The sequence below is a fragment of the Amycolatopsis sp. FU40 genome, assembly GCF_021903635.1.
GTDB classification, from domain to species: Bacteria; Actinomycetota; Actinomycetes; order Mycobacteriales; family Pseudonocardiaceae; genus Amycolatopsis; species Amycolatopsis dendrobii.
Genome location: NZ_CP091381.1, coordinates 6,330,045 through 6,343,413 on the forward strand (window position 1 = coordinate 6,330,045; position 13,369 = coordinate 6,343,413).

At 69.4% G+C, this 13,369-nt stretch carries 12 protein-coding genes; 10 read left to right on the plus strand and 2 right to left on the minus strand.

The window, feature by feature from the left end:
• The first annotated feature begins 172 nt into the window (after positions 1-172).
• The 3 genes from L3Q65_RS29600 (at position 173) to L3Q65_RS29610 (ending at position 2,181) form a co-directional block, all read left to right on the plus strand.
• Positions 173-592 (plus strand): DUF4307 domain-containing protein, encoded by a 420-nt coding sequence (locus L3Q65_RS29600; RefSeq protein ID WP_237597210.1) that lies wholly within the window; start codon positions 173-175, stop codon positions 590-592.
• A 187-nt stretch (positions 593-779) separates the two neighbouring features.
• Positions 780-1,280 (plus strand): transcription elongation factor GreA, encoded by a 501-nt coding sequence (gene greA, locus L3Q65_RS29605; protein ID WP_037816721.1) that lies wholly within the window; start codon positions 780-782, stop codon positions 1,278-1,280.
• Positions 1,281-1,377: 97 nt separating this feature from the next.
• The gene (locus L3Q65_RS29610) at positions 1,378-2,181 is read left to right on the plus strand and encodes an MBL fold metallo-hydrolase (RefSeq protein ID WP_182889927.1); all 804 of its coding nucleotides are present in this window, start codon (positions 1,378-1,380) and stop codon (positions 2,179-2,181) included.
• Here L3Q65_RS29610 and L3Q65_RS29615 read toward each other — a convergent pair.
• On the minus strand, positions 2,165-2,635 hold the full coding sequence (locus L3Q65_RS29615) for an Lrp/AsnC family transcriptional regulator (protein WP_009083170.1): 471 nt from the start codon (positions 2,633-2,635) through the stop codon (positions 2,165-2,167). The genes L3Q65_RS29610 and L3Q65_RS29615 overlap by 17 nt on opposite strands.
• Positions 2,636-2,756: 121 nt before the next feature.
• Between L3Q65_RS29615 and hppD the strand changes: the two genes are divergently transcribed.
• The 7 genes from hppD (at position 2,757) to L3Q65_RS47700 (ending at position 12,130) form a co-directional block, all read left to right on the plus strand.
• Complete coding sequence (gene hppD, locus L3Q65_RS29620; protein ID WP_037816724.1) at positions 2,757-3,956, plus strand: 4-hydroxyphenylpyruvate dioxygenase; 1,200 nt, start codon at positions 2,757-2,759, stop codon at positions 3,954-3,956.
• Between the two features lie 200 nt (positions 3,957-4,156).
• A complete protein-coding gene (locus L3Q65_RS29625; protein ID WP_182889926.1) occupies positions 4,157-4,720 on the plus strand; it encodes a YbaB/EbfC family nucleoid-associated protein in 564 nt (187 codons plus the stop codon).
• 29 nt (positions 4,721-4,749) lie between these two features.
• Positions 4,750-5,055: a type VII secretion target gene (locus L3Q65_RS29630; protein WP_116206174.1), complete on the plus strand. Its 306-nt coding sequence runs from the start codon at positions 4,750-4,752 to the stop codon at positions 5,053-5,055.
• Entirely contained in the window at positions 5,055-9,011 is a 3,957-nt protein-coding gene (locus tag L3Q65_RS29635) for a hypothetical protein (protein ID WP_237597211.1), read from the plus strand. Before L3Q65_RS29630 ends, L3Q65_RS29635 begins: the two co-directional genes overlap by 1 nt.
• Entirely contained in the window at positions 9,011-9,568 is a 558-nt protein-coding gene (locus L3Q65_RS29640) for a hypothetical protein (protein ID WP_182889924.1), read from the plus strand. The genes L3Q65_RS29635 and L3Q65_RS29640 overlap by 1 nt, the downstream gene beginning before the upstream one ends.
• Positions 9,538-10,446: an immunity 49 family protein gene (locus L3Q65_RS29645; protein WP_237597212.1), complete on the plus strand. Its 909-nt coding sequence runs from the start codon at positions 9,538-9,540 to the stop codon at positions 10,444-10,446. The genes L3Q65_RS29640 and L3Q65_RS29645 overlap by 31 nt, the downstream gene beginning before the upstream one ends.
• Before the next feature lie 40 nt (positions 10,447-10,486).
• Positions 10,487-12,130, plus strand: a complete 1,644-nt coding sequence (locus L3Q65_RS47700; RefSeq protein WP_370648128.1) for a hypothetical protein — start codon at positions 10,487-10,489, stop codon at positions 12,128-12,130.
• Positions 12,131-12,135: 5 nt separating this feature from the next.
• Here the strand turns inward: L3Q65_RS47700 and ilvA are convergent, their stop codons facing one another.
• A complete protein-coding gene (gene ilvA / locus L3Q65_RS29655) occupies positions 12,136-13,341 on the minus strand; it encodes a threonine ammonia-lyase (RefSeq protein ID WP_182889923.1) in 1,206 nt (401 codons plus the stop codon).
• Positions 13,342-13,369: the final 28 nt, after the last annotated feature.

Genomic DNA, 13,369 nt, shown 5'->3' on the forward strand with positions numbered 1-13,369 from the left:
TTGCGCCGCGGTAAACCGCCCCGGCTCCGCGCCGCCGGAACGGGTCGCGGATACTCGACCAGGGTGGTGCCCCGGACCGGCCGCACTGCCTATTGTCCCCAGGGGTACGACAAGTTTGACCGGAGGCCCGGATTTGCAGAGCGGGGAGACCGTGACCGCCGAGGGTGGCGCCGTGCCGGCGCGGCCCGCGGACCGGTACGGCGCCGCGGGCAAGGGCAAGCCGTCGAAGCGCTGGCGCAGGTGGCTTTTCGTGGCCGTCGCGCTGGCCGTGAGCGGCGCGGTCGGCTTCGTCTACTACCTCAATCTCGGCCAGACCCCGATCGAGGCGGAGCGCGTCGGCTTCCAGGAACTGCCGAACGACGCGATGCAGGTCACGCTCAACGTCACCCGGGACGACGACAGCAAGCCCGGCGTGTGCGTCGTCCGGGTGCGCGACCGCTCCGGCGCGGAAAGCGGCCGCCGGGAGGTGCTGGTTCCCGCCGGGGCCGGCCACAGCAGGCTGAACACAGTGGTGAAGAGCATCGGGACCCCGGTGACCGCCGACGTGTTCGGCTGCTCGTATTCCATACCACGCTATCTGTCAACCCCGTAGCGGCCAACGGAGTGAAATGCGCGGCGAGCGTCCGCGCGGCGTGAAATGGACCGGCGTCGACCTGTCCTGCCGTGATACGCTCGTACACCAGCACGGCCCCCGACGGGCCGTGTTTTTCCTTTATCTCAGCCGCGTGCGTACGCGGTGGCCGGCTTGTACACCCAAGCCTGGCAGGCCCTACGAGGAGATGGTGACCGTGAGCGACACCAAGGTGACCTGGCTGACCCAGGATGCCTACGACAGGCTCAAGCACGAGCTCGACGAAATGATCGAGAATCGTCCGGTCATCGCCGCCCGCATCAACGACAGCCGCGAAGAGGGCGACCTCAAGGAGAACGGCGGCTACCACGCGGCCCGCGAAGAGCAGGGCCAGGCCGAAGCCCGGATCCGGCATCTCCAGGAGCTGCTGCGCAACGCGAAGGTCGGCGAGGCTCCGGACGACGACGGCACGGCGGGCCCCGGCAAGGTGCTCACCGTCAAGTACGACGGGGACGACGAGGAGGAGAAGTTCCTGCTCGCCACCCGCGAAGAGGGCGCGGAGGGCGCGCTCGACGTGTACTCCCCCGAGTCGCCGCTCGGCAAGGCGCTGCTCGGCGCCAAGGAGGGCGAGTCCCGCGAGTACGAGCTGCCCAACGGCAAGACCATGAAGGTCACCCTGGTCAAGGCGGTGCCTTACAGCGAGTCCTGACTCGTTTCCGCCGAACGCGCGCCCGCCCGGTTTTCCGTGGCCCGGCGCGCGTTCGGCGGTCTAGCGTGTCTTTCAGCAAAACCACTGGAGGACACCGATGAGCACCCAGCCGCTCTGCCTGACCTGCGGGACGCAGTACGCCGCTCCGCGCGCGGACTGCCCGATCTGCGAGGACGAGCGCCAATACGTGCCGCCGGGCGGGCAGCAGTGGACCGATCTGGCCACGCTCCGGGCGGACGGCGACCTCAAACCGCGGGTCGAGGAGCAGGGCCCGGGGCTCATCGGCGTCGGTTCGGATCCGCGGTTCGCGATCGGCCAGCGCGCGTTGCTGGTGCGCGCGGCGAGCGGCAACTTCCTCTGGGACTGCTCCGCCTACCTCGACGACGAGCTGATCGGCAGGATCACCGAACTCGGCGGCATCACCGGCATCGCGATCAGCCATCCGCACTACTACACGACGATGGTCGAGTGGGCGCACGCCTTCGACGTCCCGGTCTATCTGCACGAGAACGACCAGCAGTGGATCGGCCGCCCCGATCCGTCGATCCAGCTGTGGACCGGCACGACGCTCGACGTCTCGCCGGATCTCCAGCTGATCAACCTGGGCGTGCACTTCGCCGGCGGCACCGTAATGCACTGGCCGGAGGGCGAGGAAGGCCGCGGCGCGCTGCTGACCGGCGACATCGTGCAGGTGATCCCGGATCGCACGCACGTCGGTTTCATGTACAGCTACCCAAACCTCATCCCGGAGCGGCCAAGCGTCGTACGGCACGCCGCGGAACTGTTGGAGCCGTACGCGTTTGGCGCCATCTACGGCGCTTGGTGGGACGCCATCGTGCATACGGACGCCCATAACGTCGTACAGCGCTCCGCGAAGCGCTATCTCACGTACGTGTCCTAGCCGTTCGTTCGAGCAACGGCCGCACTCGCGGCGGCACTGGTGTCGACAACGCAATCGAAGTCGACGTACGCAAGACATCCGGCACGCCAACCACTTCGTCGATGACACGTTGCAGATCGTCGTTGTCACGCGCGACAAGGCGTACGAAGAGGTCGCCTTGTCCGGTGGTGGCGTGCACTTCGCACACTTCGTCGATCGCAGCCAGTGCCTCCGCGACACCGGCGCGTTTGCCCTGCGCGATTTCCAGCACGGCGAACGCGGTGAGGCTGTACCCCATCGCGGCCAGATCGAGTTCGGGCGGGAAGCCGCCAAGGATGCCACGTTCGGTGAGCCGGTCGAGCCGCGCCTGCACGGTGCCGCGCGCGACGCCGAGCCGGCGCGCGCATTCGAGCACGCCGAGGCGGGGCGAGTCGGTGAGCAACAGCAGCAGCCGCGCGTCGAGCGAGTCAAGCACCGGTTTTCTCCCTGCGCAGGTTGTCCAAGATGACCGAGCTTCTCCAGGATAAGCTGAACATATTGTCCAGCCGAAACGGAAACCGTTGCGCAGCTTGCCGGGCGCGACTCATGCTCAGTGCATGACCTCCACGATGGATCCGCACGGCGCACTCGACGACGTCAGCTATGACCAGCTCCGCCAGCTCGTCGGACTGGTGGACCACGACGCCTCGACCGACCCGTTCCCGGTCAAGGCACTCGACGCGGTGGTGTTCATCGCAGGCAACGCGACCCAGACCGCGTGGTTCTACCAGGTCGCGTTCGGCATGCAGCTGGTCGCGTACTCCGGTCCCGAAACGGGACAGCTCGACCACAAGGCCTTCGTGCTCAAGTCCGGTTCCGGGCGCTTCGTGATCACCGGCGGCGTGAAGCCGGACTCTCCGCTGCTCGACCACCACCGCCGCCACGGCGACGGCGTGATCGACCTCGCGCTGGAGACCACCGACGTCGACAAGTGCATCGAGCACGCCCGCAAGGAGGGCGCGACGATCCTCGAGGAGCCGCACGACGTCTCCGACGAGCACGGCACGATCCGCCGCGCGGCCATCGCGACCTACGGCGAGACCCGGCACACGCTCATCGACCGGTCCCGCTACAACGGCGTCTACCTGCCCGGCTACGAGCCGCGCGAGGGCACCGTCAAGCGGCCCGAGGGCGCGCCGAAGCGGCTGTTCCAGGCGGTCGACCACTGCGTCGGCAACGTCGAACTCGGCAAGATGGACTACTGGGTCGACTGGTACCACCGCGTCATGGGCTTCGTGAACATGGCGGAGTTCGTCGGCGACGACATCGCCACCGACTACTCGGCGCTGATGAGCAAGGTGGTGTCGAACGGCAACCACCGGGTCAAGTTCCCGCTCAACGAGCCCGCGATCGCGAAGAAGAAGTCGCAGATCGACGAGTACCTCGAGTTCTACGAGGGCGCGGGCTGCCAGCACATCGCGTTGGCCACCAACGACATCATCGCCACCATCACCGCGATGCGGGAGGCGGGCGTCGAATTCCTCGACACCCCGGACTCGTACTACGACGACCCCGAGCTGCGCGCCCGGATCGGCAAGGTGCGCGTGCCGATCGAAACGCTGAAGGAGCACCGGATCCTGGTCGACCGCGACGAGGACGGCTACCTGCTGCAGGTCTTCACCAAGCCGATCGGCGACCGGCCCACCGTGTTCTACGAGCTCATCGAGCGGCACGGTTCGCTCGGCTTCGGCAAGGGCAACTTCAAGGCCCTGTTCGAGGCGATCGAACGGGAGCAGGAGCGCCGCGGCAACCTCTGACCCGCTCCCTCCGCTTTCCCCGGCCCGTCCGCGAACCTCGCGGGCGGGCCGTTTTACGTTACGGCGCGCAACCTCAAGTTCGCGTACAGTAGTCGACATCAGGTAGGAAACCGCGCCGCGCGGACAATTCGGAACCGCGTGGAACCGACGGGGCAGCGCGTCCGTCATTCTGGAGAAGTCACCGTGGAGGAAGGGGCCCGATGCCGGACAGCGTCGACGCCAGCGAGCAGATGATCGAGGGCTGGACCAAGCAGCTCCAGCAGACTGCTGCCCGCTACCAGGCGATGGCCGAGCGCATGCAGGGCCAAACCGTCACCGAGCGGTCCAAGGACGGATCGGTCGAGGTCACCGTGGACGCCAAGGGACTGCTGAAGAACCTGGTGCTCGCGGACTCCGCGGCTGGCAAGAAGATGGCCGACGTCTCCGCCGAGGTGATGCGGCTCGTGCAGCGCGCGCAGGCCCGGATTCCCGAGCTGTTGCAGCAGGCCGCGGCCGAGACCGTCGGCGGAGACGAGACCACGGAAACGCTGGTGGCCGACGCGCAGCGGACCTTCCCCGCGCCGCCCGCCGAGGAACCGGCCGAGTCCGCGTCCGACCGGGTGCGCCGGTTCCTGCCCGAGGACGCTGAGGAAACCGGTGCCCCCGCGCCCCCGCCAGCGCGTCCGGCAAGCCCGCCTGCCTCGCCGCCGCCACCGCAGCAGCAACGCCGCCGCAGGAGCTCGTCGGACGATGACGACGACTTCGGCGGATCGATCCTGCACTGACTCAAACCGTTCCAGGGGGAAGAAAAACCATGGCACCCAGGGGTTATGAGATCGGCGGCGATCTCGAGGCGCACGCCCGTCAGCTCGACGGGATCGCCGACGGGCTGAAGCAGGCTGTCGACGCGGCGAACCAGGTCAGCATGCCGACCGACGCGTACGGCATCCTCTGCCAGCCGTTCCGGATGATGCTCGACCCGGTCGAGAACTACGGGATCAACGCGCTGGAGAACACCGTCACGGCGATGGACGCGCAGGCGCAGAAGGTGCGCGACGCGGCGAAGGCGTACGACAGCTACGAAGGCGAAGCCGCCGGTTCGATGAAGGCGAGCGACTGATGCCCGAAGGAAATCCGCTGGTCGCAGAGTCCAAAAAGGACGGCGACGGCCCCGGGCCCTTCACCGAGGGCAACGGCGATTACGGCTACGCCACCGGCATCAACATCGCCGAATCGGCGACCGACGCGTTCAAGGGCATCGCGGACGGCGACTGGGTTTCCGGCGGCCTCGGCGTCGCGAGCCTCGCCGGCGAGATCGCGGGCGCGGCGATCGACCCGTTCGGCTACCTGATGTCGTCGGTGGCGTCGTTCCTGATGGAGCACGTGCAGCCGCTGAAGGACATGCTGGATTCGGTCGCGGGCAACCCGCCGGTCATCCAGTCCTATGCCGACACCTGGGGCAACGTCGCGAAGGCGTTGCAGGAACGGCAGAAAGACCTCGAGAACGCGGTCAAGACCGGCACCGCGGAGTGGAAGGGCGACGGCGCGGACGCCTATCGGAAGTCCGCGGCGGAGGCGGCCGAGGCGATCGGCGGCGCGGCGACGGTCGCGAGCGCGATCGGCACCGTCACCATGATCATGGGCCAGGTCGTCGCGTTCGTGCGCGGCCTGGTGCGCCAGCTCATCGCGGACCTGGTGGGCAAGCTGATCTCCTGGGTCATGGAGGAGGTGTTCTCGCTCGGGTTCGGGACGCCGCTGGTGGTCGCGCAGGCCGTCACGGCGATCTCCAAGTGGGGCGAGAAGATCAGCGAGCTGCTGACGAAGCTGTGCGAGACGATGCGCCGCGTCTCGCCGCTGCTCGGCAAGCTCGCCGAGGTGTTCACGAAGATCATCAAGGTGCTGGGCAAGCTGGCGGGCAAGGTCACCGGCCTCGATGTCATCAGCACGAAGAACATCAAGGCGGGCGGCTTCTTCCACCGCGGCGGTTCCGGCGGCGGTGCGGGCGGTTCCGGCGGCGGGCACCACACCGGATCCGGCGACGGGGACGCGGATCCCGGTTCGCCGTCCGGTTCGCGTCGCTCCAACGGGTCGGACAGCGCCGACGGCGACGGTCCGAACGGCAGCCACAACGGTTCGGACGGTTCCGACGCACCCGGCGACCACGCGGGCGATTCGGGCAGCCCCAACGGATCCGACAGTCCGAGCAGCGACAGCCCGTCGTCGGGCGGCTCGCATTCGTCGTCGCCGGACGGCACCGGACCGTCCGCAATAGACACTGCGACATCGTCTTCCCGGCGCGGTTCCGACAGTACTGGAGGGAGCCACACCGACTCCAGCCCGTCGACGTTCGCCGGCGATGCGAGCCCGACGTCGCGCGGCGGAAGCAGTCCCTCGGACAGTTCTTACTCGCCGCAAAGCTCTTCGCACAGCGATGGCCCGTCCTCGGTCAGCGCGCCGCCCAGCTCTCCGCACTCCGGCGGGGCACCGCACTCGTCATCGGGCGGCGGCACGCATTCCGGTGGCACCGAGCCGAGCCCGCATCACTCGAGCAGCAACGATTCGACGTCGGCGAGCGGGTACGCGCCACCTCGCGCGGACGCCCCCTCGCCGCAATCCGCTCCCCCGCAGCACATCCGCTCGAACGACGGCGGCGGTTCGACACCGAACCAGAGTCCGGCGGGCGGCGGAATTCCGCAGCAGGGTGGCGGCGGCAGCCCGACCAGCGCTCCGGCCAGCGGCGGCAGCCCGTCGCCTCGGCCCAGCGGCACCGGCTGGACCGGGACGCCCGGGTCGCGGGCTCCTGAGGTGCCGAACCGGGTTCCGGACAGCGGTCCTTCCGGTCGGCGGCCGAGCGGTGGCCCGAGCCCGGCGGACGGTGGCGGGCCGAGCCGTACTCCGGACCGCTCCGGTCCTGGGCCGCAGCGGCCTTCGGATGGCGGCTCGACGCCGCCGCAGCGCACTGGCGACGGCGGGTCCAGTCGGCCTGCGGACGGTGGTTCTGCACCGCGTACCGGCGACGGTGGGTCGACGCCGCGCACTGGCGATTCCACTGGTGGCGGCGGTTCTTCGCCGCAGCGTCCGGCGGATTCGTCGAGCAGCGGTCCGCAGCGTCCCGGCGACGGCGGCGATGTCGGACAGCCCAAACGGCCCGGTACGGAACCGGGTCTCGGTCGTTCGGAACCAGCACCGGCGTCCGGCGGCGGATCGCCCTCGTCGGCGAGCCGCGGGTCCGGCGACGGTTCCGCACCTCCGGCCGCGGCGGCTGTCGCGACCGGTTCCGGTGGCGCCCAGCGCGGACCGGAGGCAGGCGGCGCACGGCGTCCCGACGGCTCCCCCGAGCCCGTCGCACGCGGCGGTGCCCGTACTGACGCGCCGCCCGCCAAGCCTGGCGAAGCCAACAGTCCACAACGGACGGGGAAGGAATCCCCGGCCCAGAACGGCAAACCGAACGCCGAGGAGCCGGGGAAGCCGAAGGACGGCGGCAAGCCCGAGAAGACTGCCCCGGACAAGAAGCCCGGGCAGCACGAAGACGCGAAAGACAAGCCGGGCAACGACAAGTCCGACCACAAACCGGATCGCGACGCGCCCGAACGCAAGCCGGAGCACGCCGACCCGGAGCCCAAACCTGAGCACCAGGACCCGAAGCACCACGATTCGGACGGGTCGAACCACCACGACGACACCGACGGCACCTCGCCGCACCACGACGAGCCGCTGTCGCCGGACGAGGTCAACCACCGGCACGCCGAGGACACTCCGGCGGGCAGTTCGTACCACCGCGGCGACCCGGAACTCGGCGATCTGCCGCACCGCGTCCAGCCGGACCCGGACGGGCGCTACACGGTGGACGTGCACGTTACGGCGGACGGCCACGCCCGCATCGGCGACCGGCTGTACACGCCGGAAGAGTTCGCGGACGTCCTGCGGCGCAACGGAAACTACGACGGCAGGCCGATCCGGCTGATCGGCTGCGACGCGGGGTCGAACGATTTCGCGCACCGGCTGTCGCGCGACCTCGACACCGAGGTGCTGGCCCCGAGCAAGCCGGCGTGGACCGATTCGAACGGCCGGGTCTTCTCCTCCGCCTACGAAATCGGCCCGGACGGACGGATGCGGCCGCGGATTCCGCCGGACGGCGAATGGTCGGTGCACCGCCCGGACGGCACGTCGCACCACGTCGGCGACGACGGTTTCGCCCCGGACGGCAAGCACCACAACCCGGACGACATCGACGCCGACAGCGCCGTCGACCGCGGACAGCCGCCGTTCAACCAGGAACAGCGGGACCAGGACGTGCGCGATCTCCGGCAGGAGAACCGCGACCGCCGCGCCGAGGGTCTCGACGACGTGCGCGAGCTGAACGGCAACCGCAACCCGCTGACTGACGACGTGCGCCGCCCGCATGAACGAGCCCTCACCACGGCGAGGTACCGCGACGCGAACGGCGACACCGTCGATCTCTACAGCTTCAGCGGCAAGTCCCACGACTGGGCTCCGGCGAAGGACGGTCCCGAGTGGCCGAAGTCCGAGCGGCTGTTCGGCACCAAGGACGCCGGTCCGTACCGGCCCGAACTCGGCATGCCGGATCCCGACGGCAAGTTCGGCCGCACCCACGACTCGGAGCCGAAGCTGCTCGAAGAAATGGTGCGGCACAATTTCGCGGCCCGTTCCGGACTCGACCGCGACGAAATCGACGACATCGTCAAGAAGCAAATCGAGAAGTCCCGGCGCGAGGAAGCGGCGTACCTCAAGAACAACCACGAAAACATGTACCGCGAAGGACTTCGCGGCGACACGGCGCGCGCCCGGGACCGAATGGACGGCGCACTCGAGGAAATCAACCGGCGCGGTGCGGAACGCGCGCACCAGAACGGGCAGAGCTACACGCCGGTCACGCGCGAAGACATGAGCGGCGACCTGCGGATGGTGGTGGACCTGCCCTCGACCAAGCGGGACATGATTCCGAACGAGTACCAGATCTGCGACTCCTGTACCGATGTTATCCTTCAGTACAAGCAGCTTTTCCCGAATGTCCGGGTCGAGGTCGTCAACCTCGCCGGTGAAAGGTTGATGTGATGACGGCGTCTCCGGGCGACGGCGCGGAACTGGTTCGCGCGATCTTCGCCGGTGCGGTCGAAGCCGGTTTGCGCGCGGAATCGGTGCGCGGAGCATCCGATGCCGAGATCGACGCGATGGCGGCAGACCAGCGCGCCCGGGCCGTGCCCGCCGCGGCGAGGGAAGTGCTGCGCCTCATCGGCACGACGCACGGACTGTGGCTGCCGGGCAGTTCGCTGGGCGTGGACGCGGTGCGCGGGGAGGCCAAGAACCACGCTGCCGCCACCGCGAACGCGCAGAACGCCGAACTGTCCGATGTGGACGGCGCGCTGGTGCTGGCCGCGCACGGCGGGTACACCTACCACGTGGTCGACGGGGCCGACGCCGATCAGGACGACCCGCAGGTGTGGCTGCTGACCGAAGACGAGCCCGCGCGCGTCGCCTGGCCTTCGGTCAGCGCGTGGTTCAAGGCCATCACGCCGGACGTCGAGCGTTACCGCGAGCGGCTGGAGGTCATGCGCGAGACCGGGTCCGATTTCCTGCCGCCGTGGGCGCAGGACATCGTCGTCGGCGGATGACCGTGCCGCCCGCAGACCAGCGAAGCGGGACCGCCGTTGCCCGGCATTCGGTCGGCATCGACGTCGCGTGGAAGCAGATCGAGAAGTTGTCGCCGCAGGTGGCCTTCTACTTCGACTACCTCGCGCAGGACACCAGCGCACTGGCGAACGTCGTGCGCCGGGAACTGATGCTCGCGCAGTACCGCACCGTCGTCGACCCGGACGCCGAGGACCCGGACACCTGGGGCGACCTCGGTCTCGCCGCACAGGCCGCGGCCGCCGCTTTCACCGCGGCGTGCGCGCCGGAGGGCCAAGAGGTCGAGGCGGTGATCGGCCGCCCTCGGCGCTTCGCGGCCACCGGCCCCACGTCGCGCACCGGTCCGGCTGCCTGGCTCACCGCGGCCTGGCTCGCCGTGATCCAGCGGGATGACGTGCTGATCCAGCAGCTGGCGTCGGTACCGCTGGACGTGCTGCGCGCGTCCGGTATCGAGTACGACGCCTATATGTACCCGTGGGTCGAAACGCTGCAGGCGTTCCTCGCGCACCGCGAGGTCACCCCGGAGATGTTCCTGCCCGCGATGGACGGCACCGACCCCGACACCGCGCGGTTCACTCCTCCGGCGGCGATGCTGCAGCTCGTGTACCCGCCGATCCGGATGTTCTATTACGTGCTGCGCCGGGACTCGGAGAAGTTCGCCGAGGCGTTCGTCTCCGCGCTGGAGCGGCACCGCGAGTACTGGACCGCCGAGGACCGCGCCACCGATCCGGACGGGTTCCTCGCACTGGCCCCGCTGGCGGTCGCGGTGCTCGCCCGTTCGGTCGGGATGACGTTCGACGTGCAGTCCGGTTACACGCCGGCCAACCTGCTCGCGGGCATTCTCCCGCCGCGGAACGGTTGATCGAAATGAAGCGTTCGCCCGGTGAGGAGCCGCTGAACTCATGACCCGGCCACCGGTGCCGCTCACCGCAGCCCAGCAGCAGGAGCTCGTCCAGCAGATCGGCCAGGCGGCCGCGGCCGCGCTGCCCGCGGGCTGGCAGCAGCTCCAGGCAGTCTGCCGCGCCGCGGGAAGGCACGTCGAAGTCGACGTCTCCGTGCTCGCCCCGGACAACCGGACTTATCCGGTCCAGCCGCATCCAGACCTGCCGCGGCTGTTCGGCGTGCTGCGCACCGGGATGTACCAGCCGGGCCGCGGCACGTGGCTGACCGCGACCCTGGTGTTTTCGCCGCAGCGGCCGCCGTTCACGGACTATCAGCCGGACGTCGAACCGCGGTGGCGGCAGGCGCCTCCGCCGATCGGTTTCCAGGACGAGCTGCGGTTCTTCCCGCGCGAGGACCAGTTCGTACCGCCGTGGCTGCGGCAGCGGGCCGGTGCGGTGCCGCCTCCGGGTGCTGCTCCCGGACAGCCGGTTTCGCCGTCCGTCCCCAACCCGGCGGCGCCTCCGCCGTTGCCAGGCAACGAAAATCCACCGGCCGCTCCTCCAGCGCAGGCCGTCGAGCCCTCGGTTCCCGCGCTCCCGGTGGACGAGCCCAGCTCGCCCCCGCCGCTGCCCGCGACTCCGCCGCCGCTGCCCGACGAGGGGCAGGCCGCGTCGGCGTCGGCTGGCGACGAGGCGCAGGCCGGGCCCAGCGAGGCCGCGGCGACCGCCCCCGATGCTTCCGAACCGGAAGACGGAGCACCGGCCGAGCCAGAAAAGGCTGCTGCGGAAGCACCGGAAACCGTTGCGTCCGAAGAGGATTCAGCGAGTCCGGCGGTCGAGCTGCGTACTCCGCGGGTCTACGACGGGTTCGACGAGGCGGGAAATCCGGTCGTCGAGCGAGAAGCGTTGCCGGCGGAGGAGCGCGAGCGAGTTCTCGCCTATCTCGACGGCGCGCCGGTCATCCTGGCGTCCCGCAGCAAGGACACCGACGCCTTCGATCCGTCGCGCACGGACGCTGTTCCGCTGAACTTCCGGACCGACGGCAGCTGGGTGTGGCCCGGTGCGGTCGCCTATTACCTGCGTGAGCACGGGATTTCGCCGGATCCGGAGCTGGTCGGGCACATCCGGGCGGCCGGATACGCCGTGCCGGAGGTGGACGAAGCGACGCAGGAACGAATGCTCGATGCGATGGTCAGCATGCCTGCCGAGGAAAGCCGTCCCAGCGAAGCGGAACCGCCTGCGGCTCCGAAGGATCCAGAGCAGCTGTTAAGCGAGATCTCAACGGCCCTCGTCGCCGCGGCTCCGCAAGGATGGCAGCAGATCGTCTTCGACTTCATGACGCTGGGCAGGCACGCGAACCTCGCCTGCGGCGCGCGGATGGCCGACGGGAGCACGCAACAGATTCCCGTCGCGCGAGAGCTGTCGAAGCCGTTGGCTGAACTGCGGCGCGCCAAGTACGTCCAAGGACGCGGCACCTGGTACACGCTCTCGCTGGTCATCGACCTGCCGTCGAACTACCAGGCCAGCTTCAACGAGGACGACGAACCGGCCTTCCACACACCGCCCCGGCCCGAGGATTACGTGCTGGACCAGGAACTTTACCCACGCGAAGAGGATTATCTCCCGCTGTGGTTCAGTGCCCGGCTGCCGGAAAGTCCACAGTAGACTCTTCAGCTGACGATCGTGAACCCCGCGTCGGCGAGCGCGGCCTCGACGTCCTTGCAGTGTTCCGGGCCGCGGGTTTCCAGGGCGAGGGCGACGTCGACCTCGCCGAGGGCGAGGCTGCCGGAAATGCGGGAGTGCTCGACGTCGAGGACGTTCGCGCCCAGGTCCTTCACGCACGACAGCACCGAAACCAGCGAGCCCGGCCGGTCCGGCACGCGCAGGTGCAGCTTCAGGTAGCGCCCGCCCGCGGTCATGCCGTGCTGGATGATCTGCTGCAACAGCACGGGATCCACGTTGCCGCCGGAGAGGATCGCCACCACCGGCGGCTCGAAAGCGCCGGGATGCTGCAAAAGCGCGGCCACTGAAGCGGCCCCGGCCGGTTCGACGACCAGTTTCCGGCGCTCCAGGCACAGCAGCACCGCGCGGGACAGGGATTCCTCGGTGACCGTCACGACGTCGTCGACCAAAGACTCGACGTGCGCGTAGCTGACCTTGCCCGGCTCGCCGACCGCGATCCCGTCCGCCATCGTGTGCACCTCGCGCAACCGGACCGGCGCGCCCGCCGTCAGCGAGGACGGATACGCGGCGGCGTCTTCGGCCTGCACGCCGATCACCCGGATCTCCGGGTGCAACGCCTTCACCGCCGCCGCGACCCCGCCGACCAGCCCGCCGCCGCCGGTCGGCACGAGGATCGTCTTCGCGCCCGGCACCTGCTCGAGAATCTCCAGCCCGACGGTGCCCTGGCCGGCGATGACGTCGGCATGGTCGAACGGATGGATGAAGACCGCACCGGTGCGTTCCGAGAACGCGACGGCCTCGGCAAGGGTTTCGTCGACGACCGCGCCGTGGAGGTGGACCTCCGCACCGTAACCGCGAGTCGCGGCGAGTTTCGGCAGCGGAGCGCGCAGCGGCATGAAGACGGTCGAGGAAATCCCGAGCAGCGACGAGGCCAGCGCGACCCCCTGCGCGTGGTTGCCCGCACTGGCCGCGACCACGCCGCGCGCACGTTCCTCGGCGCTCAGGCCGTGGATGCGGGTGTAGGCGCCGCGGATCTTGAAGGAACCGGTGCGCTGCAGGTTCTCGCACTTGAGATACACCGGGCCGCCGTGCAGCCGGCGCAGGTCACGGGCGTGCTCCATCGGCGTGACGCGGGTGATGCCCTCGAGAAGCTTGCGAGCTTCCTGGATGCGTTCGACGCTGACCAGTTCCATGGCGCCGATGATGCCACCGACGGACGGC

Excerpts from the sequence above, each read along its gene's own strand:
- greA (WP_037816721.1), top strand. The coding sequence starts at position 780 with ATGGTGACCGTGAGCGACACCAAGGTGACCTGGCTGACCCAGGATGCC.
- L3Q65_RS29610 (WP_182889927.1), top strand. The coding sequence starts at position 1,378 with ATGAGCACCCAGCCGCTCTGCCTGACCTGCGGGACGCAGTACGCCGCT.
- hppD (WP_037816724.1), top strand. The coding sequence starts at position 2,757 with ATGACCTCCACGATGGATCCGCACGGCGCACTCGACGACGTCAGCTAT.
- L3Q65_RS29625 (WP_182889926.1), top strand. The coding sequence starts at position 4,157 with ATGCCGGACAGCGTCGACGCCAGCGAGCAGATGATCGAGGGCTGGACC.
- L3Q65_RS29630 (WP_116206174.1), top strand. The coding sequence starts at position 4,750 with ATGGCACCCAGGGGTTATGAGATCGGCGGCGATCTCGAGGCGCACGCC.
- L3Q65_RS29635 (WP_237597211.1), top strand. The coding sequence starts at position 5,055 with ATGCCCGAAGGAAATCCGCTGGTCGCAGAGTCCAAAAAGGACGGCGAC.
- L3Q65_RS29640 (WP_182889924.1), top strand. The coding sequence starts at position 9,011 with ATGACGGCGTCTCCGGGCGACGGCGCGGAACTGGTTCGCGCGATCTTC.
- L3Q65_RS47700 (WP_370648128.1), top strand. The coding sequence starts at position 10,487 with ATGACCCGGCCACCGGTGCCGCTCACCGCAGCCCAGCAGCAGGAGCTC.
- ilvA (WP_182889923.1), bottom strand. The coding sequence starts at position 13,341 with ATGGAACTGGTCAGCGTCGAACGCATCCAGGAAGCTCGCAAGCTTCTC.